The organism is Nocardioides sp. Z21_20, from assembly GCF_059766585.1.
The window spans coordinates 95,833-116,673 of record NZ_JCBAJX010000002.1 but is presented as its reverse complement, the minus strand read 5'-3'; the positions used below and the strand labels follow the sequence as shown (position 1 = coordinate 116,673).

The following is a 20,841-nucleotide window of genomic DNA, read 5'->3' as shown; positions in this document are numbered from 1 at the left end:
AAGTGTCAGTCACCCCAACCGAGGCCGTCACCCCGGGCATGTACGTCGCCGGCTCGTCGGCGTCCACCGCGGCCAACGGCGAGGACAAGCAGATGTTCCTCGAGCTCCTGGTCGCGCAGCTGCGCTACCAGGACCCGCTCAACCCGGCCGACTCCGGGGAGTTCCTGGCCCAGTCGGCGCAGTTCACGGCGCTGGAGAAGATGCAGGAGGTGGCCGACCAGACCGCCGCGCTCGTCAACGCGCAGGTCACCTTCGGGGCCAGCGGCCTGGTCGGCAAGAACGTCACCTACCTCGACGAGAAGGGGGTGGCCGTCTCCGGCCTGGTCGGCTCGGTCTCCTTCGGCGCCGACGGCCCGATGCTCGACGTCGGCGGCGTGCGGGTCGGCCTGAGCCAGGTCCAGGCCGTGCTCGCCACCCTCCCCGCCACCCCGCCGGTCGGGACCACCCCGCCCGCGACCCCCACTCCCGACCCCACTGCCTGACCCTCCCGAGAGGAACCCACCATGCTTCGCTCACTCTTCGCCGGCATCAGCGGCCTTCGTGTCAACCAGACCATGCTCGACGTCACCGGCAATAACATCGCCAACGCCAACACCACCGGCTTCAAGTCCAGCACCACCGTCTTCTCCGACACCCTGAGCCAGATGCTCACCGCCTCCTCCGGCCAGAACGCGGCCCGAGGCGGCACCAACGCGATCCAGGTCGGCCTGGGCGTGCAGGTGGGGGCCACCAGCACCAACTTCGGCCAGGGCGCCAACCAGACCACCGGCAAGGTCACCGACCTGATGATCCAGGGCGACGGCATGTTCGTCGTGCGCAAGGGCAACGAGGCGCTGTACACCCGCGCCGGCGCGTTCAACTTCGACGAGAGCGGCACGCTGGTGAACCCCGAGGGCAACCGCGTCCAGGGCTACGCCGTCGACGCCGCCGGAGTCCGCACCGGCGGCCTGGTCGACATCACCCTGACCACCACCGGGCTCACCCCGCCGGTCCCCGCGGACGGCAAGCTCACGTCGTACAACATCGGCTCCGACGGCAAGATCCGGGGCCTCTTCTCCGACGGGGTGCAGCGTGACATCGCCCAGGTGGCGATGGCCGACTTCAACAACGTGCTGGGCCTGGAGAAGGTGGGCGGCACCAGCTACCGCGTCTCGGCCAACTCCGGCGAGGCGATCCTCGGCGTCTCCGGCGAGGGCCGTCTCGGCACCCTGGTCAGCGGCGCCCTGGAGATGTCCAACGTCGACCTGGCCGCCGAGTTCACCAACCTGATCCTGGCCCAGCGCGGGTTCCAGGCCAGCTCGCGGGTGATCACCACCTCCGACCAGGTGCTCGAGGAGCTCGTCAACATCAAGCGCTGAGCTCGCGGGTCGTCGGCCTCCGGTGCCGGCGACCCCGGGCCCGCCACCCGGCGCCGGGCCGGCTGCGCGGCACTTCGCCGCGGCAACCACTCAGGTCCGACTCGGCGCTGCCGAACCTATCCATGGAGCGGCCACGGACGGCCGCTCTCAGTGAGCACAAGGACGGTGCGCGATGATCTATCTGACACGCCTCTCGGGCTCGGTGTTCGCGCTGAACTCCGACCTGATCGAGCGGATCGACGCGACCCCGGACACGGTCGTCACGCTGGTCGACGGCAAGAAGTACGTCGTGACCGAGCCCCTCCAGGACGTGGTCGACAGCATCCGCGAGCACCGCGGCGAGGTGATCGCGATCAGCACCCGCCTCGACCTCGCCCCCTCCCCGCCCGAGTGGCCCCGGCCGCTGGGCACCGTCAGCGCGCACCCGGCGCTCAACGCGGACCTCCGGGAGTCCTGATGGATCCGGCAACCCTGCTCGGCATCGGCCTGGCCTTCGTCGTCATCATCATCGCGAACATCCTCGAGGGCGGCAGCCCGATGAGCCTGCTGCTCTTCCCGCCGATGCTGCTCGTCCTCGGCGGCACGATCTGCATCAGCATCGCGGGCGGCACCATCGAGGACTTCAAGTCCTCGATGAAGGCGCTCAAGCGTGCCTTCCTGGGCAAGGCCCAGACGGCCGGCGACCTCGTCCCGTCCATCGTCACCCTGGCCGACAAGGCGCGTCGCGAGGGGCTGCTGTCGCTGGAGGACTCGCTCGCCGAGATCGACGACCCGTTCCTGGTCCGGGGCGTGACGATGGCCATCGACGGCACCGACCCCGAGGAGCTGCGCGACATCCTGGAGTCGGAGGTGTACGCCAAGAAGCTCGCCGACAAGCAGGCGGCCAAGTTCTTCGCCGACGCGGGCGCCTACGCGCCGACCATCGGCATCGTCGGCACCGTGATGGGGCTCGTCCACGTCCTCGAGAACCTCGGCGCCCCCGAGGAGCTCGGTCACCTCATCGCCGGCGCGTTCGTCGCGACGCTGTGGGGCGTGATGTCGGCCAACGTCGTCTTCCTGCCCATCGCCAGCCGGCTGCGGCGGCTCAGCGATCTCGAGGTGGCGCGCATGGAGCTCGCCATCGAGGGCATCGCCGCCCTGCAGGCCGGCGCCAACCCCCGGATCATCGCCCAGAAGCTGAAGTCGCTGCTGCCCGCCTCGCAGCACCAGGACGAGGCTGCCTGATGTCCGGCGGGGGCCCCGGGCGGGGCCGGGGCAAGCGGCAGCCCGAGGAGGAGCACGACAACCACGAGCGTTGGATGGTGACCTACGCCGACATGGTCACCCTGCTGATGGTGCTGTTCATCGTCATGTTCGCGATGAGCCAGGTCGACCAGGAGAAGTACAACGCGCTCAGGTCCGGCCTCGCCGTCGGGTTCGGCGGCCAGACGAACTCCTTCATGGAGGGCGCCGACACGGTGCTCGAGCAGGCCGGCAGCAACCTGACGCCTGAGCTGGTCACCGCGCAGTCGGTGGAGGGGCTCCCGGCCGAGGAGCGCCAGCAGGTCCAGGACGCGATCACCCAGCACGACCGGGCCCGGGTGCAGGCGCAGTACGACGCCGCCGCCGCCGAGGTGCGCCGGCTGCAGGCCGTGGCCCGCCGGGTCCGCGCCGCGCTGGCCCGCGCCGGTCTGGCCGACGACGTGCTCACCTCCATCGACGACCGCGGTCTCGTCGTCAGCCTGGTCTCCCAGCACGTCGTGTTCAACGCCGACCTGGCCACGCTCAGCCCGCGCGGGACGCGGGTCGTGGATGTGCTGGCACCGGTGCTGCGCGAGATCTCCGACCCGCTGCGGGTCGACGGGCACACCAACCAGGTGCCGGTGCGTCCCAAGTACTACGCCACCGACTGGGACCTCTCGGCCGCCCGCTCCATCACCGTGCTGCGCCGGCTCAGCGAGGTCGGGCGGGTCTCGATGGACCGTCTCTCGGCCTCGGCCTTCGGCAACACCAAACCGCTGCGGGACCCCGCCACGCCCGGGTCCCAGGCGATCAACAAGCGCGTCGACATCGTGGTGCTCTCCGGCATCCCCGCCGAGAGCCGGAACCTGCTGGACGACGTCGTCACCCAGCAACGCGCCCACCAGGGAGAAGAGGGATGATCGTGTCAGCCATCAACCCCGGGGCCCCGAGCTCCGCCGGTGCCAACCGGAAGGGGTCCTCCCCCGGCTCCGCGGGCGAGGAGCCCGCCGCCGGCGGCAGGAGGAGGAAGCTGCTGCTGGCCCTGGTCGTCGTGGTGCTCGTCGCCGCCGCGGCCTGGTGGGTCCTGCTGCGCCCCAGCAACGCCGCCGACGCACCGCCCGAGCCGGGCGAGGTGATCTCGATGGAGCCGATCCAGGTCAACCTGACCGGCGGGCACTACCTCAAGGTCGGGATCGCGCTGCAGCTCACCGCCGACGCGCACGAGGCCGACGGGAGCAAGGCCCTGGACGCCACGATCGCCCTGTTCAGCGGTCAGGACGTCGAGCGGCTGGGCGACCCGGCACAGCGTGCGCAGCTGAAGGAGAAGCTGGTCCAGAAGCTGCACGAGAGCTACCACGGCGACGTGATGGGGGTGTACTTCACCGACTTCGTCACGCAGTGACGTGAGCCTCGGGACGCAGTGACATAGCGCAGCGCCCGCCCCGAGCGGGAACGATCTTCGGCGACCCCTTCAGATCCCCTGGGGTAGGGCCGATGCATGGATCGTGCTCCCCTCCGCGGCAACGAATCTGCCACCCCGATCGGCCCCGCAGTCCGGTCGTGCGCGTCGGCGTACCCGCAGCGAGCCGGTGCCCTACGACTTCCGCCGCCCCATCCAGCTCTCGCGCGAGCACTCGCGGATGCTGCAGCTGGCCTTCGACGGCTTCGCGCGCCAGGCCACGACGGTGTTCACCTCGTCGCTGCGGATGGTCTCGTCGGTCTACCTCACCTCGATCGACCAGCGCAGCTACGCCGAGTACATCGACTCGCTGGACGCCTCGTCGTACCTGACGATCTTCAGCGCGGACCCGCTGAGCTCCCAGTGCGTGTTCAACCTGCCGCTGCTGGCCACCATGTCGTGCGTCGACCACATGCTCGGCGGGCACGGCGGCCCCCAGCAGCCGCGGCGCCCGCTCAGCGAGATCGAGGCCAGCGTCGTCGCCGGGCTCGTCGAGCGGCTGCTCGGAGAGATGCGCTACTCGCTGGCCGGCATCCTCACCCTGGAGCCCAGCGTCAGCCGGGTGGAGTACAGCCCGCAGTTCGCCCAGGTCGCCGGCGCCTCCGACGTGATGGTGGTGGCCTCGCTCGAGCTGAAGATCAACGAGCAGAGCCACCCCCTCACGGTGTGCCTGCCGTTCCAGGAGCTGCTCCCGCACCTGGTGCGGGCGGCGGCTCCCTCGCCGGTCTCCGAGCGCGAGCGTCAGCACCGCGCCCGTGCCGCCGAGGAGCTCGCCACCCAGTTCCAGAGCGTCCCGGTCGACATCGCGGTCCGCTTCCGTCCCACCCGGCTGTCCCCCGACGACTTCGGCGACCTCCGCCAGGGCGACGTGCTGCGCCTGGGACATCCCGCCTCCGCCCCCCTCGACGTCGTGGTCGACGGCACCACCTTCGCCCACGCCACCGCCGGGGCCCGTGGCCCCCGCCTCGCCGCCCTCATCGTGGGCACCCCCAAGGAGAACCAATGACCACCGCCCCCCTCGCCGACCGGCTGACCGAGCTGGCGACCGCCGCGGCCACCGCCGCGGCCGAGGTGCTGCCGTCCGCCGACCCGCTGGTCGCCATGGGCGCCCAGCCCGGCACCGCGCACGTCACCGCCGCCTTCGCCGCCGCGGTGACGGCCGATCTGCAGGGACCGGTCACCGGTCGCCTGGGACTCCTGGTGGCCCAGGACCTGGTGTCCGCGCTGGAGTCCAGCCCGCTGGGCGGGCTCGACCTGGCCGCCGCGGTGCAGCCGACGCTCGACGTGGTCGCCGGAGCACTGGGCACCCAGGTGGGCCCGGCTCGGGCGGTCGACCTGACCCTGGTGATCGGCGATCTCGGGCCCCACTTCACGGTCGTGCCGCTGCTCGGCAGCGGCTTCGCGGCCGCCGTCCTGCTCCAGGACGCCACCCTGCACGACGCGCTGGCCGCCGCCGAGCGGACCGGCGCGGAGCCCACCGCCACCGCCTCGCCTGCCTCCGCGCAGACGCAGCAGGTGAGCCCGGCCGCCTACGACGCGCTCCCGATGACCGGCAGCACCCCCCAGAGCGGCAGCGCCTCGGTCCCGCGTCGCGGCATCGAGATGCTGCACGGCGTCGACATGGAGGTCACCGTCGAGCTGGGCCGCACCCGGATGACCGTGCGCGACCTGCTCGCACTCTCCCCCGGCGCCGTGCTCGAGCTCGACCGCGCGGCCGGCAGCCCGGCGGATCTGCTGGTCAACGGCCGGCTGATCGCCCGGGGCGAGGTCGTCGTCGTCGACGAGGACTTCGGCCTGCGCGTCACCGAGATCGTCACCGACTCGTCGGCGGGCTGAGGCTTGCTCGAGCTCAGCCTCCGCCTGGCCTTCTCACTGGCGGCGGTCATCGGCCTGCTGATGCTGCTGGCGCGCTTCACCTCGCGGCGCTTCCGGGGCAACCGGGACGCACTGATCCGGGTCGTCCAGCGCCAGGCGCTGAGCCGCTCGTCCTCGGTGTCGGTGGTGACGGTCGGGTCCCGGGTGCTGGTGCTGGGCGTGACCGAGCAGCAGGTCCGGGTGCTCGCCGAGCTCGAGCCCGAGGAGATCGAGGACGTCGACACCGAGGCCGACGTGGCCGCGCTGGCGCTGCTCGGCGTTCCCGGATCCGACCGCGCGAGCTCCGACCGCGCCGGCTCCGACCGCGCCCGGGCGTCCGTGCCCACCTCCGCGGGCACCGGCCCGCTGGTCGGGTCGGTGCTCAGCCCGCAGACCTGGCGCCAGGCCTTCACCGCCGCCAGCAGGCGGACCCCGTGACCCTGTCTGGCACCGGGCGCCGGGCTCTGGCCCTGGTCCTGCTCGTCGTCTCACTCTGGTTGCTCACGGCCGTCGGCACGGCGTACGCCGCTCCCGACGGGCCGAGCGGACCGGGCGGTCCCAGCGAGGGCTCCAGCGTCACGATCGAGCTCGACGGGCTGACCGACGACCCCGGCACGTCGGTGACCGCGCTGATCGGCCTCACGCTGCTCTCGCTGCTCCCGGCGATCGTGCTGACCTGCACCAGCTTCACCAAGATCCTGATCGTGCTCGGCCTGACCCGCAACGCGCTGGGGCTGCAGCAGACGCCGCCCAACCAGGTGCTCGCCGGGCTCGCGCTGTTCCTCAGCCTCTTCATCATGGGACCGGTGCTCTCCGACATCAACGAGCTCGGTGTGCAGCCCTACCTCGACGGCGACAAGACCTCGAGCCAGGCGTTCACCGAGGGCGTGGAGCCGCTGCGCGAGTTCATGCTCGACAACACCGGCGACGAGGAGCTGCGGCTGCTCACCAACGTCGCCGACCGCGAGCTCCCGGCCAACCGCGACGAGGTCGGCCTCACCACCCTGGCCCCGGCCTTCGTGCTCAGCGAGATCAAGCAGGCCTTCATCATCGGCTTCATCATCTTCATCCCGTTCCTGGTCATCGACATCGTCGTGGCCGGAGCGCTGATGGCGCTGGGCATGATGATGATGCCGCCGGTGATGGTCTCGCTGCCGTTCAAGCTGCTGCTCTTCGTCCTGGTGGACGGCTGGGCGCTGGTCATCAAGTCCCTCGTCGCGAGCTACGGATAGGGCGCGGGAAGATGACCGACACCGCGATCATCGAGATCGCCATGCAGACCATGATGGTCGCGCTCAAGCTCTCCGCGCCGATCCTGCTGACCTCGCTGGTGGTCGGCTTCGTCATCTCGCTGTTCCAGTCGATGACGCAGATCCAGGAGTTCACCCTGGCCTTCGTGCCCAAGCTGCTCGCCGTCGGCGTCGCGCTGCTGGTCTGCGGCAACTGGATGCTGGCCACGATGATCAACTTCACCGTCGATCTCTTCGAGCGCCTCCCGGCTCTGCTCGGCTAGGCGCCCGCCATGACGCTGACGATCGCCGGCGAGCCGCTCATCGCCTACCTGCTGGCCTCCGTGCGGATCCTCGCCTGGCTGGCCGTGGTCCCGCCGTTCGCGGGCCGCTCGGTGCCCGGCATGGCCAAGATGGTGATCGCGCTGGGCCTGGGGCTGGCGGCGACGCCGTCGGCCGCCGGGATCTCCACCGGGGCGGTGGACCTGACGGTCGGCATCGCCACCCAGGTGATGATCGGGCTCTCGATGGGCTTCGTCACCCACCTGCTCTTCGCGGCGATCGCGGCCGCCGGCGCCCTGATCGACGTCTTCGGCGGCTTCTCGCTGGCCCAGGGTTTCGACCCGCTGTCCATGAACTCGAGCACCGTGATGGGCAAGGTCCACCAGCTGCTGGCCACCACGCTGCTCTTCGTGACCGGCGGCCACCTGCTGGTGATCGGCGGGCTGCTGAAGACCTTCGACTTCCTCCCCCTCGGCGCGAGCCCGGACTTCGACCGGATCCACGTCGTGGTCACCACCGCGTTCAGCATGTTCTTCGTGACCGCGGTTCAGATCGCGCTGCCGATGATCGCGGTGCTGTTCGTCTCCGACCTGGCCCTCGCCCTGCTGACCAAGGTGGCGCCCCAGCTCAACGCGATCAACGTGATGTTCCCGGTCAAGATCGCGCTCACCCTGCTCCTGCTCGGCCTCTCCTTCCCGGTGCTGCCCGAGGTGCTCTCCCGGCTGGTCGATCTGGCCAACGAGGCGATGGCCACGCTGGCGGGGGTGTCATGAGCGAGGAGAAGACCGAGAAGCCGACACCGAAGAAGAACAAGGAGAACCGCAAGGAGGGCCAGGTCCCCCGCACCCAGGAGCTCGGCGCCTGGGCCTCGATGCTGCTGGTCGGGGCGTTCCTGCCCAAGCTCCTGGGCCTGGAGCTGGAGAGCCTGCGCGAGCTGATGATCGCCAGCCTCCGGGCGGGTGAGAGCGCCAGCCCCGCGCTCGCCCTGCAGCTCGCCGCCGGCGGCGCCAAGCACATCGCGCTGGCGCTGCTGCTGCTCGGCGTCGCGGTGATGGTCGTCGGGGTCGCCGGCGCGCTCTCCCAGGGCGGCTTCTACCTCGCCACCAAGTCCCTGAAGCCCAAGCTGTCCAAGCTCGACCCGATCAAGGGCGCCAAGCGCGTCTTCGGTCTCCAGGCGCTCTGGGAGGGCGCCAAGATGCTGCTCAAGGCCAGCGTGGTCACCTACCTCGGCTACCTCTCGATCAAGGGCCTGATGCCCATGGTCGGCACGCTGGCGCCGGTGCCGATGGTGCTGGAGACGGTCGCCGACGACGCCAGGTCGCTGGTCATCAACGTGTCGGTGGCCGGCGTGGTGCTGGCGGTGGCCGACTACGCCTTCCAGCGCCGCAAGGTCGGCAAGTCGGCGCGGATGACCAAGGACGAGGTCAAGCGCGAGCACAAGCAGAGCGAGGGCGATCCGCTGGTGAAGAGCGCGATCCGCTCGCGTCAGCTGGCCGCTGCCCGCAACCGGATGATGACCGACGTGCCGACGGCGGACGTGGTGCTGGTCAACCCCACCCACGTGGCCGTGGCGTTGCGCTACGACCCGGAGAACGGCGCGCCGCGGGTCGTGGCCCGGGGTGCCGGGGTGGTGGCCGCCCGGATCCGCGAGGCCGCCGGCGAGGCCGAGGTGCCGCTGGTGCGCGACGTGCCGCTGGCCCGCGCGCTCTACTCCTCCACCCGGGTCGGCCAGGAGATCCCCACCGAGCTCTTCGGCGCCGTGGCCCAGGTGCTGGCCTTCGTGATCAGCCGGCGCACCCGTGGTCAGCGCGGGGGCAGCCACGACACCCCCCGCGGCCTCGAGACGTTGCTCGAGACCAGCCCGATCCGGCGCCGCCGGCCGACCGCCGCGACGGCGAGCCCTTCAGTTGTCGCGCGGGCGAGCCGATGAGCAGGCGGACGCCAGGATGGCGCAGGTGAGGTGCCACGGAGGGCACTGGCTGCAGCGACCCTCCGAAAGGTCCCCATGAAGCGTCTGACCCAGCTCGGCGTGCCCGTCGGCATCGTGATGATCGTGGTCATGCTGGTCGTCCCGCTGCCCGCGGTGGTGCTGGACATGCTGATCGCGCTGAACATCACCGGCGCGCTGCTGGTGCTGATGGTCGCGATGTTCGTCCACAAGCCGCTGGACTTCGCCGCCTTCCCCGCGGTGATCCTGGTGATGACGCTGTTCCGGCTGGCGCTCAACGTGAGCGCCACCCGCCTGGTGCTGCTCGACGGCTACGCCGGCAAGGTGATCGACACCTTCGGCCACTTCGTCGTCGGCGGCTCGCTGATCGTCGGTCTGATCGTCTTCGTGATCCTGCTCGTCATCCAGTTCGTGGTCATCACCAATGGCGCCGGCCGGGTCGCCGAGGTCGGCGCCCGGTTCACCCTCGACGCGATGCCCGGCAAGCAGATGGCCATCGACGCCGACCTCAACTCCGGGCTCATCGACGAGGAGGAGGCGCGCCGCCGGCGCGCCGAGGTGCACGGCGAGGCCGACTTCTACGGCGCCATGGACGGCGCGTCCAAGTTCGTCAAGGGCGACGCGATCGCCGCCATCATCATCACGATCGTGAACCTGCTCGGCGGCTTCGCCGTCGGGGTGGCCCAACTGGGCATGCCCTTCGGCGAGGCGGTGCAGACCTACAGCCTGCTCACCGTCGGCGACGGGCTGGTCTCGCAGATCCCCGCCCTGCTGCTGTCGGTGGCCACCGGCCTGATCGTGACCCGCTCCACCGCCGACGAGGACATGGGCTCCGACATCGTCCGGCAGATCACCGCCAACCGGACGCCGCTGCGGGTGGCCGGCTTCGCGGCGTTCGGGCTGTGCCTGATCCCCGGGCTGCCCAAGATCCCCTTCCTCTTCGCCGGCGGGATCATGCTGCTGGCCTCCTCGCGGATCCCCCGCGAGAGCGTCCCGGTCGAGATGGCGAAGACCGCCCCCGAGGCGCTGCCCACCGCGGAGTCGCCCGAGCAGCTGGTGGCCGAGATCCAGGTGGACCCGCTCGGTCTCGAGCTGGCCGTCGACCTGATCGACCTGGTCGATCCCAGCGTCGGCGGCGACCTGCTGGACCGGGTCAAGGCGCTGCGCCGCAAGATCGCCGGCGAGCTCGGGGTGGTCGCTCCCCCGGTGCGCACCCGCGACAGCCTGGACCTGCCACCGCACACCTACGCGATCATGCTCTTCGGCACCGAGGTGGCCCGCGGCGAGGCACCCTCGGGCACCGTGCTCGCGATCGGCGACTTCCTGGGCTCGCTGCCCGGCAAGCCCACCCGTGAGCCGGTCTTCGGGCTGGAGGCGAAGTGGATCCCCGCCGAGCTGCGCAGCCAGGCCGAGCTCAGCGGCGCCACCGTCGTGGACCGCGCCTCGGTGATCACCACCCACCTGGCCGAGGTGATCACCCAGCACGCGGCGAGCATGCTGGGCCGCGAGGACGTCAAGATGCTCACCGAGGTGGTCAAGCGCTCGCACCCGGTGGTGGTCGAGGAGCTCACCCCGGCGCAGCTCAGCCTCGGCGAGGTCCAGCGGGTGCTGCAGGCCCTGCTGAGCGAGGGTGTCGCGATCCGCGACCTGGTCCGGATCTTCGAGGCCCTCTCCCTGCGGGCCGCGCGCACCAAGGACGCCGACGCCCTGGTCGAGGCCGCGCGCGCCGCGCTCGGGCCCGGCATCGTCGCGCCGTACCTGGTCGAGAAGTCGCTGCACGTGATCACCTTCGAGCCGCGCCTCGAGCAACAGCTCCTGGAGTCGCTGCGCGTCACCGACACCGGGGCGACCATCGCCATCTCCCCCGACATCGGTCAGGCCATGCTGACCCACCTGGCGCAGCTCGTCACCGAGGCCGAGAACCGCAACCTGCCGCCGGTGCTGGTCTGCGCGCCGCAGGTCCGTCCGGCGGTGCGCCGGTTGGTGGAGACGATGCTGCCCAAGCTGCCGGTGCTCTCCTACCAGGAGCTCACCGGCGCCGAGCAGATCCACTCCGAGGGCGTCGTCAGCGCTGAGGACCGGCTGGCGGTGCTGGCGTGAACCCCTTCGCGGTCGCCGTCGTCACCGGGTCCCTGCTCACCGCCCCGGCCTGGTGGGCGGTGCACGTGGACCGGACGCTGTCGGCCGACGTGGCGGTGCAGCGCTGGCTGCTGTGCCTGCTGGCGCTCTGGGCGGTGCTCAGCCTGGCCGCCCGGATGTCGCGGTGGGCGCCCAGGACGGCGCCGGAGACGGGAACGGGAACGGCCCGCAGGCTCGGCGACGTATCGCCCGAACCGGAGGACTGACCGGTTCGCCTGCGGGCCGGGTGACTGCCCTGGAATTGCCAGCGGCATCGACACTGCCGTCGGCGGTGGAGCTGCTAGCGAGCAGCCACCTCACGCGTCCTCGAAGACTTCATCTTTCGGACCACCTCCTTTCCCGTGTCCTTCCAAATTACGCCCGGCGCCGGGAGCCGACAAGCGATTAGTCGACCGCGGCGGCGAACTGCCAGCGGTGCAGCGCGGCGTACGCGCCGTCGCGCACCAGGAGCTCCTCGTGGGTGCCCTGCTCGACGATCGCGCCGTCCTCCATCACCAGGATCAGGTCGGCGTCGCGGATGGTCGAGAGCCGGTGGGCGATCACGAACGAGGTGCGGTCGCGGCGCAGCGCGGCCATCGCGTGCTGGACCAGCAGCTCGGTGCGGGTGTCCACCGAGCTGGTCGCCTCGTCGAGGATCAGCAGCGCCGGATCGGCCAGGAACGCGCGCGCGATGGTGACCAGCTGCCGCTCGCCCGCGCTGAGGCTGCCGGACTCCTCGTCGAGGAGCGTGTCGTAACCGTCGGGCAGCGCGTGCACGAAGCGGTCGACGTACGTCGCTCGCGCCGCGGCCAGGATCTCCTCCTCGCTGGCGCCGGGACGCCCGTAGGCGATGTTGTCGCGGATCGTGCCGGCGAACAGCCAGGTGTCCTGCAGCACCATCCCCACCTGGCCGCGCAGCTCCCCGCGCGGCATCGTGGTGATGTCCACGCCGTCCAGGGTGATCCGCCCGGCGTCGATGTCGTAGAAGCGCATCACCAGGTTGACCAGCGTCGTCTTGCCCGCCCCGGTCGGTCCGACGATCGCCACCGTCTGGCCGGGCCGCGCCACCAGCGACAGGTCCTCGATCAGCGGGGTGTCCGGCTCGTAGCGGAACGAGACGTGCTCGAAGGCCACCTCGCCGCGCCGTACGGCGGGCGTGGGAAGGGGCGGCGGGTCGGCCGGCTCCTCATCGGCGTCGAGCAGCTCGAAGACCCGCTCCGCCGAGGCGACGCCGGACTGCAGCAGGTTCATCATCGAGGCGAGCGTGGTCAGCGGCTGGGTGAACTGGCGGGTGTACTGCACGAACGCCTGCACCTCGCCCAGCGACAGCGAACCGCTGGCCACCCGCAGACCGCCGATGACCGCGATCAGGACGTAGTTGACGTTCCCGATGAACATCATCGCCGGCATGATCAGCCCGGAGACGAACTGGGCTCCGAAGCTGGCGTCGAACAGCTCGTCGTTGTGCTCGGCGAAGGTCCGCTCGACCTCCTCGCGGCGGTTGAACACCTTGACCAGCGCGTGCCCGGAGAACGCCTCCTCGACGTGGCCGTTGAGCCGGCCGGTGCCGCGCCACTGGGCGACGAACAGCCCCTGGGAGCGCCGCATGATCGCGCGGGTCACCAGCAGCGAGACCGGCACCGAGACCAGCGCGACGAGGGCCAGCAGCGGGGAGATCCAGAACATCATCCCCAGCACCGCCAGCACCGTCATCAGCGACGTCAGCAGCTGGCTCATCGTCTGCTGCAGGGTCTGGCTGACGTTGTCGATGTCGTTGGTGACGCGGCTGAGCAGCTCTCCGCGCGGCGAGCGGTCGAAGTAACCCAGCGGCAGCCGGTTGATCTTCGTCTCGACGTCCTCGCGCATCCGGTAGACGGTGCGCTGCACGACCTCGTTGAGGATGTAGCCCTGCAGCCAGGCCAGCAGCGACGCGACGACGTAGACGGCCAGCACGAGCATCAGCACCCGGCCCACCGCGTCGAAGTCGACCCCCTGCCCGGGGACCAGGTCGGACATCGCGGCGATCATGTCGGCGCGGGTGTCGTCACCACGCGCGCGCAGCCCGTCGACGACCTCCTCGCGGGTGGTGCCGGCGGGCAGGCTGCGGCCGATGAACCCGGCGAAGACCAGGTCGGTGGCGTGGCCCAGGATGCGCGGCGCGATCGACATCAGCGCGACGCTGAGCACGCCGAGGAGCACCACCGCGGCGACCTTGAGCCGCTCGGGGCGCATCCGCGCTGCCAGGCGCTTGGCCGAGGGGCCGAAGGTCATCGCCTTCTGCGCGACCATCGCGCCGTGCGGTCCGCGGCCCGGGCCGCCGGGGCCGCCGGGGCCGGCGTCGATGCGCTCGGTGGCCTGGAACGCCTTGCCCTTGGCGGGCTGGCTGCCTCCGTTGGCGGGCTGGTCGCCGGCGGGCTGGCTGCCGGGGGCTTGGGCGTCGCGGGTGCTCATGCGACGTCCTCGGTGGCGAGCTGGGAGCTGACGATCTCCTGGTACGTCGCGCAGTCGCGCAGCAGCTCGTCGTGGGTGCCCCGTCCCACGATGCGCCCGCCCTCCAGGACCAGCACCAGGTCGGCGTCGCGGATCGTCGCGATCCGCTGGGCCACGATCACCACGGTGGCGTCGCGGGTGACCGGTCGCAGGGCGGCGCGCAGCCGGGCGTCGGTCGCCAGGTCGAGCGCGGAGAAGGAGTCGTCGAACAGGTAGATCCCCGGTCGGCGCACCACCGCCCGGGCGATCGCCAGCCGTTGGCGCTGGCCGCCGGAGAAGTTCGTGCCGCCCTGGCTGACGGGACCGTCGAGCCCGTCGGGCAGCGCCCGGACGAAGTCGGCCGCCTGCGCCACCTCGAGCGCGGCCCAGAGCTCCTCGTCGGTGGCCTCGGGTCGGCCGTGGCGCAGGTTGCTGGCGACGGTGCCGCTGAACAGGTACGCCTTCTGCGGCACCAGCCCGATCTGGCTCCACAGCGCCTCGGGGTCGAGGTCGCGCACGTCGACGCCCGCCACGCGCACCACGCCCGCGGTGGCGTCGAAGAGCCGCGGCACCAGGTTGACCAGCGTGGTCTTGCCGGCACCGGTCGAGCCCACCACGGCCAGCGTCTGGCCCGGCCGCGCCGAGAACGTGACGTCGCAGAGCACCGGCGCCTCCGCGCGGGGGTAGGCGAAGGCGACGCCGTCCAGGTCGAGCCAGCCGCGCCTGCCCGGGTCCGGGGTGACCGGGTCGGCGGCGCTCACCACCGACGAGGGCGTCTGCAGCACCTCCAGCACCCGCTCGCCGCAGACCGCGGAGCGCGGCAGCATCATCAGCATGAAGGTGCCCATCATCACCGACATCAGGATCTGCATCAGGTAGGACAGGAACGCGGTCAGCGCCCCCACCTCCATCTCGCCGGAGTCGACGCGATGCCCACCGAACCAGATCACCGCGACGCTGGAGACGTTGACGACCAGCATCACCAGCGGGAAGAGCGTCGCCATCCACCGCCCCGCGCGGACGGCGACCTCGGTCAGCTCGGCGTTGGCAACCGCGAAGCGCCGTACCTCCTCCGGCTCGCGCACGAAGGCTCGCACCACCCGGATCCCGGTGATCTGCTCGCGCAGCACCCGGTTGACCGCGTCGATGCGCTCCTGCATCAGCCGGAAGCTGGGCACCATCCGGCTCACCACCAGCCCGACCGCGAGGAACAGCGCGGGCACCACCACGGCCAGGATCCAGCCGAGACCGACGTCCTCGCGCAGCGCCATCACCACGCCGCCGACCATCATGATCGGCGCGGAGATCGCCACCGTGCAGGTCATCAGCACCAGCATCTGCACCTGCTGGACGTCGTTGGTCCCGCGGGTGATCAGCGACGCGGAGCCGAACTCGGCCACCTCACGCGCCGAGAACGTGGTGACCCGGTGGAACAGCGCGGCGCGCACGTCGCGACCGAAGGCCATCGCGCTGCGCGCGCCGAACCACACCGCCCCCACCGAGCAGGCGATCTGCACCAGCGAGACGGCGAGCATCAGCCCACCGGCGCGCAGGATGTAGCCGGTGTCCCCCTGGGCGATGCCGTCGTCGATGATGTCGGCGTTCAGGCTCGGCAGGTAGAGCATCGCCACCACCCCGACGAACTGCAGTACCAGGACCGCGCCCAGCCAGGAGCGGTACGGCGCCAGGTGCAGGCGCAGGAGTCTCAGCAGCATCAGGGGGCACTCCTGGGGGTGGTGGTTTCCCCGGCCGGCCGGGTATCGCTGATGTTGTCCGGCGAAATTTCGGCCGACAAGTTCAGGCTTCCCCGGTCGACCGGGGAAACCGACAGGAGACTCACGGCGCCAGCCTGAACGTGCGCCAGCCCGCGCCGGCCCGCTCGTAGACGAGCCGGTCGTGCATCCGGCCGGGCCGGCCCTGCCAGAACTCGACGGACTCCGGGGAGACCCGCCAGCCGCCCCACTCGGGGGGCGCCGGCACCGGCTCGTCGTCGGGGAAGCGCGCCGCGACCTCGTCGTACGACGCGGCGAGGGCGGCGCGGCCGGCCACCTCGCGCGACTGCGGCAAGGCCCAGGCACCCAACTGGGAGCCGCGCGGGCGCTGGGCGAAGTAGTCCTGCACCGCGTCGCGCGACAGCTCGCTCGCGGTCCCCTCGACGCGGATCTGGCGCTCGAGCGGGTGCCAGGGGAAGAGCAGCGCGCAGGAGGGGTTCGCGACCAGGTCCCGCCCCTTGTGCGAGCCGCGATGGGAGAAGAAGACGAACCCCTCGGCGTCGACGCCCTTGAGCAGCACCATCCGCGAGGAGGCTCTGCTCTGCGCGGAGACCGTGGAGAGCACCATCGCGTTGGGCTCGTAGAGCCCCGCGGATCGGGCGTCGGCGAACCACCGCGCGAACATCGTGACCGGGTCCTCGGCGAGGTCGCCCTCCTCGAGACCGCCGCGCGTGTACTCCTCGCGCAGCGCGGCCAGAGCGGGGGTGAGGCCGGGCGCCGGCCTCGGGGAACGGGCGCCGTCGGTCATGTCCCGAGCCTAGCCAGCCGGGCCCCGGGGCGCTCGCGTGTTTCACCACAGGCCACCGGGGTGCAGAATGCGTGGGGCGACCGCGGCGCGCACACGCGCCCGGCCCTCGCCGATCGGCACCACCCCCACAGCATTCAGGCAGCAATTCACAGCAGAGGAGCCTCATGACCGAGGTGCACCACGGGTTGGAGGGCGTCGTCGCCTTCGAGACCGAGATCGCCGAGCCCGACAAGGAGGGCTCCGCGCTGCGCTATCGCGGCGTCGACATCGAAGAGATCGTCGGCCGCGTCCCGTTCGAGAAGGTCTGGGGCCTGCTCATCGACGGGGCCTACGAGCCCGGGCTGCCCCCCGCCGAGCCGTACAACATCCCGGTGCACACCGGTGACATCCGCGTCGACGTCCAGGCCGCCGTGGCGATGCTGGCCCCCGCCTTCGGGATGCGCCAGACCTACGACATCTCCGACGAGCAGGCCCGCGAGGACCTCAGCCGGGTCGCCGTGATGGTGCTCTCGTACGCCGCTCAGGCCGCCCGCGGGCTCGACCAGCCGGTCGTCTCCCAGCGCGAGGTCGACAAGGGCGCCACGCTCGCCGAGCGGTTCATGATCCGCTGGAAGGGTGAGGCCGACCCCAAGCACGTCAAGGCGATCGACGCCTACTGGAGCTCGGCCGCCGAGCACGGGATGAACGCCTCGACGTTCACCGCCCGGGTGATCACCTCCACCGGGGCCGACGTGGCCGCGGCGTTCTCCGGCGCGATCGGCGCGATGAGCGGTCCGCTGCACGGGGGCGCCCCGTCCCGGGTGCTCGGGATGATCCGCGACGTGGAGGAGAGCGGCGACGCGGAGGCCTACGTCAAGCAGCTGCTCGACAACGGCGAGCGGCTGATGGGCTTCGGCCACCGCGTCTACCGCGCCGAGGACCCCCGTGCCCGCGTGCTGCGCCGCACGGCCAAGGAACTCGACGCGCCCCGCTACGAGGTCGCCGAGGCGCTCGAGAAGGCGGCCCTCGCCGAGCTGCGCGAGCGTCGTCCCGACCGCGTGCTGGAGACCAACGTCGAATTCTGGGCCGCGATCGTGCTCGACTTCGCCGAGGTGCCCCCGCACATGTTCACCTCGATGTTCACCTGCGCGCGCACGGCCGGCTGGTCGGCGCACATCCTGGAGCAGAAGCGCACCGGACGGCTGATCCGGCCCTCCGCGATCTACATTGGCCCCTCCTCGCGACCGGCCGACTCGATCGACGGCTGGAACGAGGCCTGGAGCAAGTAGCCCGCTCACACCCCCGGCATCGGGCCGGCACGGACCTCGTCCGTGCCGGCCCGGTGCGTTTGAGGCGTGTCAGCGGGGCAGCGTCTCAGCGTGTCAGCGGGGCAGCCGGTTGCGGTACCAGCTGGTCGCCCCGCGCGCCCCGGCCCGGCTCAGTGAGATGTGCATGTGGTCGCGGTGGCGCAGCGTCACCGAGCAGCGGGCCCGGCGCTTGCACGAGGAGTTGAGGTAGGGCCGCCCGGCGAACCGGTCGTAGCTGGAGTAGATCCGGTCGTCGAAGATGACGTACATGACCCCCATCCGCCGGGCCAGCGCGTGCTCCTTGCCCCAGGCGTTGGTGGCGAAGGCACGGGCCAGGAAGCGCTGGGCCCGGGCCGCGTCGGCGGGGTCGGTGGCGTCCAGGGTCCAGTCCACGGCCCGCCCCTCCTTGTGCTCCGAGACGCCCCCGCCCGTGCAGCTGCGCGACAGCGGGCCGCCGGCTCCGCCGAAGCTGCGCACCAGCCAGCCGGCGAGCACCCGGGTGCCGGGCTTGGCGTGCGGCGCACAGCGCTGCTGAGGCTGGTACGACGCGTAGTCCTCGATCGCCGCGTGCGCGGGCCCGGCCGCGAGCGCCGGGACCAGCAGGACCAGCGCCAGCACGCTCACCAGCGCCCGACCGAGGGCGGCGGGCGACGGGGCGGCGGACAGCGCGGAGCGGGGCCGGGAGGGCGCAGAGGAGATCACCCCGCCGACGCTAGGAGGTTCAGTCGCGCCCCGTCCGCGCTTCCTGCGCGGAGCCGGCATGTGCGGAGCCGGCATCTGCGGCCAGGGCCTTGCCGAAGCACCGCGAGATCGGCGAGTCCGCGTAGTAGCCGAACTTCTCCACCTCGACGTAGCCGGAGCTGACGTAGAGCGCGATCGCCTCCGGCTGGCGGATCCCGGTCTCCAGCACCAGCACGCCCGCCCCGGCCTCGGCGGCCGTCTGCTCGAGGTGGGCGAGCATCCGCCGTGCGTGGCCGCGCCCGCGCGCCTCGGGCGCGACGTACATCCGCTTGATCTCGGCGCTCTCGCGGGCTCCGAGGACCTCGAGGTCGCTGCGGCGGCGCCAGGCGCCGGTGGCGACGGCCCGACCGTCGAGGTAGCCGACGAAGAAGGACCCGGTCGGCGGCTCGAACATGGCCGGCTCCAGCGGGGTGTCGTCCGGGCCGCCGTAGCGGGTGACGTACTCGGCCTGGACCTCGTCCACGAGCCGCAGCGCGTCGGGGTGGCCGAAGCCCACCCGTCGGATCTCCAGCTCCCCGGCGAGCCTGTCCGCCATCCTGGTCCCTTCTCTTTCCCGCGTGTGTTCCCGTGCGTGCGTCCATGCGTGCGCCTGTGCCTGCGCCGGCGCGGCGTCGGCTGTGCCCGCGCTCGCGCCGGCTGTCACAATAGGGGTGGCTGACAGCGTCGTCACCCACGACCACCTCGACCCCCGAAAGGTTGCCCGTGAGCGACAAGGTGACGGACGCGATCACGATTCCCGCCGAGCTGAGGCCGGTGGACGGGCGCTTCGGCGCCGGCCCGTCGAAGGTCAGCACCGCCGCGCTCGACGCGCTCGCCGCCACCGGCACCGCGCTGATGGGGACGTCGCACCGGCAGGCCCCGGTGCGCCAGGTCGTCGGCCGGGTCCGCGAAGGGCTCGCCGAGCTGTTCTCGCTGCCCGAGGGCTACCAGGTCGTGCTCGGCAACGGCGGGGCCACGGCGTTCTGGGACATCGCGACCTACGGCCTGATCCGGCGCCGCAGCCAGCACCTCACGTTCGGCGAGTTCACCTCGAAATTCGCCCAGGCCGCCCGGCGGGCGCCGTGGCTCGACGAGCCGTCGGTGATCGCCGCCGACCCGGGCTCCCGACCCGACCCGGTCGGCGAGCCGGGCGTGGACGCCTACGCCTGGGCGCACAACGAGACGTCCACCGCGGTGATGGCGCCGGTGGCACGTCCCGCGGGCGCCGACGACGACGCGCTGGTGCTGATCGACGCCACCTCGGGGGCGGGCGGGCTGCCCGTCGACCTCGCCGAGACCGACGTCTACTACTTCGCCCCGCAGAAGTGCTTCGCCTCCGACGGCGGCCTGTGGCTCGCGACGATGTCGCCGCGCGCCCTCGACCGGGCCGCCGAGATCGCCGCGTCGGACCGGTTCATCCCGGCCTTCTTCGACCTGCCCACCGCGATCGACAACTCCGCCAAGAACCAGACCTACAACACCCCGTCGGTCGCCACCCTGTTCCTGATGGCCGAGCAGCTGGACTGGATGAACGCTCGCGGCGGGCTGGCCGGGATGGTCGAGCGGACCACGGCCTCCTCCAGCGCGCTCTACGGCTGGGCCGAGCGCAGCGCCGTCGCGACGCCGTACGTCACCGACCCCGCGCACCGCTCGCTGGTGATCGCCACCATCGACTTCGCCGACTCCGTCGACGCCGCCGCCCTGGCCGCGGTGCTGCGCGCCAACGGCATCGTCGACACCGAGCCCTACCGCAAGCTGGGGCGCAACCAGCTGCGGATCGCGATGTACCCCGCCGTCGACCCCGCCGACGTCGAGGCGCTCACCGCGTCGATCGACTACGTGGTGGAGCGGCTGGGCTGATCTCCTAGCCGAGACCCGCGGCGCGCAGGGCCGCCAGCAGCTCGCCGTACGCCGCCCGCCCGAAGGCGACGATGCGGGCCTCTTCGACCTGGGTGGGTGTGTCGCGCAGCGTCTCCAGCGCGGCGGCGATCGCGTCGTCCCGGGGCCAGCCGTAGATCCCGGCGCTGACCAGCGGGAACGCCACCGTGCGCGCCCCGAGCTCGTCGGCGACCCGCAGCGCCTCGGCGTAGCAGGAGGTGAGCAGCGAGCGGTCGGTCTCCCCCGCGCGGTAGTTCGGTCCGACGACGTGGATGACCCAGCGCGCGGGCAGCTCCCCGGCCGTGGTCCAGCCGGCCCGGCCGGTCGCCAGCCCGTCGGGCAGGCGACGCCGGCAGTCCTCGAGGATCGCCGGGCCGCCCGCAGCGTGGATGGCGCCGTCGACTCCCCCGCCCCCGCGCACCGCCCGGCTGGCGGCATTCACCACCGCGTCGACGTCCTGGCGGGTGATGTCGCCCTCCACCACGCTGATCCGCACCGG

The 20,841-nt window shown here is 71.7% G+C and carries 23 protein-coding genes; 17 read left to right on the top strand and 6 right to left on the bottom strand.

Going from position 1 to position 20,841, the window contains the following annotated elements:
* Positions 1-2: 2 nt before the first annotated feature.
* The 15 genes from AC6EH9_RS04135 to AC6EH9_RS04065 all read left to right on the top strand — a co-directional run bounded on the left by AC6EH9_RS04135 (position 3) and on the right by AC6EH9_RS04065 (position 11,696).
* Positions 3-482 carry a flagellar hook capping FlgD N-terminal domain-containing protein gene (locus AC6EH9_RS04135; RefSeq protein ID WP_498420847.1) on the top strand — a complete coding sequence of 160 codons (480 nt, stop codon included), beginning with the start codon at positions 3-5 and terminating at the stop codon, positions 480-482.
* Positions 483-503: 21 nt separating this feature from the next.
* Entirely contained in the window at positions 504-1,358 is an 855-nt protein-coding gene (locus AC6EH9_RS04130; RefSeq protein WP_498420845.1) for a flagellar hook-basal body complex protein, read from the top strand.
* 172 nt (positions 1,359-1,530) lie between these two features.
* Positions 1,531-1,815, top strand: coding sequence for a flagellar FlbD family protein (locus tag AC6EH9_RS04125; RefSeq protein WP_498420844.1), 285 nt, complete (start codon positions 1,531-1,533; stop codon positions 1,813-1,815).
* On the top strand, positions 1,815-2,582 hold the full coding sequence (locus AC6EH9_RS04120; RefSeq protein WP_498420843.1) for a flagellar motor protein: 768 nt from the start codon (positions 1,815-1,817) through the stop codon (positions 2,580-2,582). Before AC6EH9_RS04125 ends, AC6EH9_RS04120 begins: the two co-directional genes overlap by 1 nt.
* Positions 2,582-3,499 carry an OmpA/MotB family protein gene (locus tag AC6EH9_RS04115; protein ID WP_498420842.1) on the top strand — a complete coding sequence of 306 codons (918 nt, stop codon included), beginning with the start codon at positions 2,582-2,584 and terminating at the stop codon, positions 3,497-3,499. The genes AC6EH9_RS04120 and AC6EH9_RS04115 overlap by 1 nt, the downstream gene beginning before the upstream one ends.
* A complete protein-coding gene (locus tag AC6EH9_RS04110) occupies positions 3,496-3,981 on the top strand; it encodes a flagellar basal body-associated FliL family protein (RefSeq protein WP_498420840.1) in 486 nt (161 codons plus the stop codon). The genes AC6EH9_RS04115 and AC6EH9_RS04110 overlap by 4 nt, the downstream gene beginning before the upstream one ends.
* A 187-nt stretch (positions 3,982-4,168) precedes the next feature.
* Complete coding sequence (locus tag AC6EH9_RS04105; protein ID WP_498420839.1) at positions 4,169-5,044, top strand: flagellar motor switch protein FliM; 876 nt, start codon at positions 4,169-4,171, stop codon at positions 5,042-5,044.
* On the top strand, positions 5,041-5,874 hold the full coding sequence (gene fliN / locus AC6EH9_RS04100) for a flagellar motor switch protein FliN (protein WP_498420837.1): 834 nt from the start codon (positions 5,041-5,043) through the stop codon (positions 5,872-5,874). Before AC6EH9_RS04105 ends, fliN begins: the two co-directional genes overlap by 4 nt.
* Positions 5,875-5,877: 3 nt before the next feature.
* The gene (gene fliO / locus AC6EH9_RS04095; protein WP_498420835.1) at positions 5,878-6,330 is read left to right on the top strand and encodes a flagellar biosynthetic protein FliO; all 453 of its coding nucleotides are present in this window, start codon (positions 5,878-5,880) and stop codon (positions 6,328-6,330) included.
* Positions 6,327-7,124, top strand: coding sequence for a flagellar type III secretion system pore protein FliP (gene fliP, locus AC6EH9_RS04090; protein ID WP_498420832.1), 798 nt, complete (start codon positions 6,327-6,329; stop codon positions 7,122-7,124). The genes fliO and fliP overlap by 4 nt, the downstream gene beginning before the upstream one ends.
* A gap of 11 nt (positions 7,125-7,135) precedes the next feature.
* Complete coding sequence (gene fliQ / locus AC6EH9_RS04085) at positions 7,136-7,405, top strand: flagellar biosynthesis protein FliQ (RefSeq protein ID WP_498420830.1); 270 nt, start codon at positions 7,136-7,138, stop codon at positions 7,403-7,405.
* A 9-nt stretch (positions 7,406-7,414) separates the two neighbouring features.
* Positions 7,415-8,176 (top strand): flagellar biosynthetic protein FliR, encoded by a 762-nt coding sequence (locus AC6EH9_RS04080; protein WP_498420827.1) that lies wholly within the window; start codon positions 7,415-7,417, stop codon positions 8,174-8,176.
* Positions 8,173-9,333 (top strand): EscU/YscU/HrcU family type III secretion system export apparatus switch protein, encoded by a 1,161-nt coding sequence (locus AC6EH9_RS04075; RefSeq protein ID WP_498420825.1) that lies wholly within the window; start codon positions 8,173-8,175, stop codon positions 9,331-9,333. Before AC6EH9_RS04080 ends, AC6EH9_RS04075 begins: the two co-directional genes overlap by 4 nt.
* A gap of 75 nt (positions 9,334-9,408) precedes the next feature.
* On the top strand, positions 9,409-11,451 hold the full coding sequence (gene flhA / locus AC6EH9_RS04070; RefSeq protein ID WP_498420823.1) for a flagellar biosynthesis protein FlhA: 2,043 nt from the start codon (positions 9,409-9,411) through the stop codon (positions 11,449-11,451).
* Positions 11,448-11,696, top strand: coding sequence for a hypothetical protein (locus AC6EH9_RS04065; RefSeq protein ID WP_498420821.1), 249 nt, complete (start codon positions 11,448-11,450; stop codon positions 11,694-11,696). Before flhA ends, AC6EH9_RS04065 begins: the two co-directional genes overlap by 4 nt.
* 178 nt (positions 11,697-11,874) lie before the next feature.
* Here AC6EH9_RS04065 and AC6EH9_RS04060 read toward each other — a convergent pair whose 3' ends face one another.
* The 3 genes from AC6EH9_RS04060 to pdxH form a co-directional block, all read right to left on the bottom strand.
* A complete protein-coding gene (locus AC6EH9_RS04060; RefSeq protein ID WP_498420818.1) occupies positions 11,875-13,920 on the bottom strand; it encodes an ABC transporter ATP-binding protein in 2,046 nt (681 codons plus the stop codon).
* Positions 13,917-15,653: an ABC transporter ATP-binding protein gene (locus tag AC6EH9_RS04055; protein ID WP_498420815.1), complete on the bottom strand. Its 1,737-nt coding sequence runs from the start codon at positions 15,651-15,653 to the stop codon at positions 13,917-13,919. Before AC6EH9_RS04055 ends, AC6EH9_RS04060 begins: the two co-directional genes overlap by 4 nt.
* 121 nt (positions 15,654-15,774) lie before the next feature.
* Positions 15,775-16,458, bottom strand: a complete 684-nt coding sequence (gene pdxH, locus AC6EH9_RS04050; protein ID WP_498420813.1) for a pyridoxamine 5'-phosphate oxidase — start codon at positions 16,456-16,458, stop codon at positions 15,775-15,777.
* Between the two features lie 164 nt (positions 16,459-16,622).
* Between pdxH and AC6EH9_RS04045 the strand changes: the two genes are divergently transcribed.
* Positions 16,623-17,726, top strand: a complete 1,104-nt coding sequence (locus tag AC6EH9_RS04045; protein WP_498420811.1) for a citrate synthase 2 — start codon at positions 16,623-16,625, stop codon at positions 17,724-17,726.
* Positions 17,727-17,819: 93 nt separating this feature from the next.
* Here the strand turns inward: AC6EH9_RS04045 and AC6EH9_RS04040 are convergent, their stop codons facing one another.
* Positions 17,820-18,446 (bottom strand): VldE C-terminal domain-containing protein, encoded by a 627-nt coding sequence (locus tag AC6EH9_RS04040; RefSeq protein ID WP_498420809.1) that lies wholly within the window; start codon positions 18,444-18,446, stop codon positions 17,820-17,822.
* A gap of 19 nt (positions 18,447-18,465) precedes the next feature.
* The gene (locus AC6EH9_RS04035) at positions 18,466-19,020 is read right to left on the bottom strand and encodes a GNAT family N-acetyltransferase (RefSeq protein ID WP_498420807.1); all 555 of its coding nucleotides are present in this window, start codon (positions 19,018-19,020) and stop codon (positions 18,466-18,468) included.
* 179 nt (positions 19,021-19,199) lie between these two features.
* On the opposite strand from AC6EH9_RS04035, the gene serC reads away from it, so the two are divergent.
* Positions 19,200-20,324: a phosphoserine transaminase gene (gene serC, locus AC6EH9_RS04030; protein ID WP_498421682.1), complete on the top strand. Its 1,125-nt coding sequence runs from the start codon at positions 19,200-19,202 to the stop codon at positions 20,322-20,324.
* Positions 20,325-20,328: 4 nt separating this feature from the next.
* Here serC and AC6EH9_RS04025 read toward each other — a convergent pair whose 3' ends face one another.
* Positions 20,329-20,838 (bottom strand): O-acetyl-ADP-ribose deacetylase, encoded by a 510-nt coding sequence (locus AC6EH9_RS04025; RefSeq protein ID WP_498420804.1) that lies wholly within the window; start codon positions 20,836-20,838, stop codon positions 20,329-20,331.
* Positions 20,839-20,841: the final 3 nt, after the last annotated feature.

Bases quoted from the DNA above. Each gene is read 5' to 3' on its own strand.
- AC6EH9_RS04075 (WP_498420825.1), top strand. From the start codon at position 8,173: ATGAGCGAGGAGAAGACCGAGAAGCCGACACCGAAGAAGAACAAGGAG.
- AC6EH9_RS04110 (WP_498420840.1), top strand. From the start codon at position 3,496: ATGATCGTGTCAGCCATCAACCCCGGGGCCCCGAGCTCCGCCGGTGCC.
- fliQ (WP_498420830.1), top strand. From the start codon at position 7,136: ATGACCGACACCGCGATCATCGAGATCGCCATGCAGACCATGATGGTC.
- AC6EH9_RS04125 (WP_498420844.1), top strand. From the start codon at position 1,531: ATGATCTATCTGACACGCCTCTCGGGCTCGGTGTTCGCGCTGAACTCC.
- AC6EH9_RS04055 (WP_498420815.1), bottom strand. From the start codon at position 15,653: ATGCTGCTGAGACTCCTGCGCCTGCACCTGGCGCCGTACCGCTCCTGG.
- AC6EH9_RS04035 (WP_498420807.1), bottom strand. From the start codon at position 19,020: ATGGCGGACAGGCTCGCCGGGGAGCTGGAGATCCGACGGGTGGGCTTC.
- AC6EH9_RS04115 (WP_498420842.1), top strand. From the start codon at position 2,582: ATGTCCGGCGGGGGCCCCGGGCGGGGCCGGGGCAAGCGGCAGCCCGAG.
- pdxH (WP_498420813.1), bottom strand. From the start codon at position 16,458: ATGACCGACGGCGCCCGTTCCCCGAGGCCGGCGCCCGGCCTCACCCCC.
- flhA (WP_498420823.1), top strand. From the start codon at position 9,409: ATGAAGCGTCTGACCCAGCTCGGCGTGCCCGTCGGCATCGTGATGATC.
- AC6EH9_RS04130 (WP_498420845.1), top strand. From the start codon at position 504: ATGCTTCGCTCACTCTTCGCCGGCATCAGCGGCCTTCGTGTCAACCAG.
- fliN (WP_498420837.1), top strand. From the start codon at position 5,041: ATGACCACCGCCCCCCTCGCCGACCGGCTGACCGAGCTGGCGACCGCC.
- AC6EH9_RS04045 (WP_498420811.1), top strand. From the start codon at position 16,623: ATGACCGAGGTGCACCACGGGTTGGAGGGCGTCGTCGCCTTCGAGACC.
- AC6EH9_RS04120 (WP_498420843.1), top strand. From the start codon at position 1,815: ATGGATCCGGCAACCCTGCTCGGCATCGGCCTGGCCTTCGTCGTCATC.
- AC6EH9_RS04060 (WP_498420818.1), bottom strand. From the start codon at position 13,920: ATGAGCACCCGCGACGCCCAAGCCCCCGGCAGCCAGCCCGCCGGCGAC.
- AC6EH9_RS04080 (WP_498420827.1), top strand. From the start codon at position 7,415: ATGACGCTGACGATCGCCGGCGAGCCGCTCATCGCCTACCTGCTGGCC.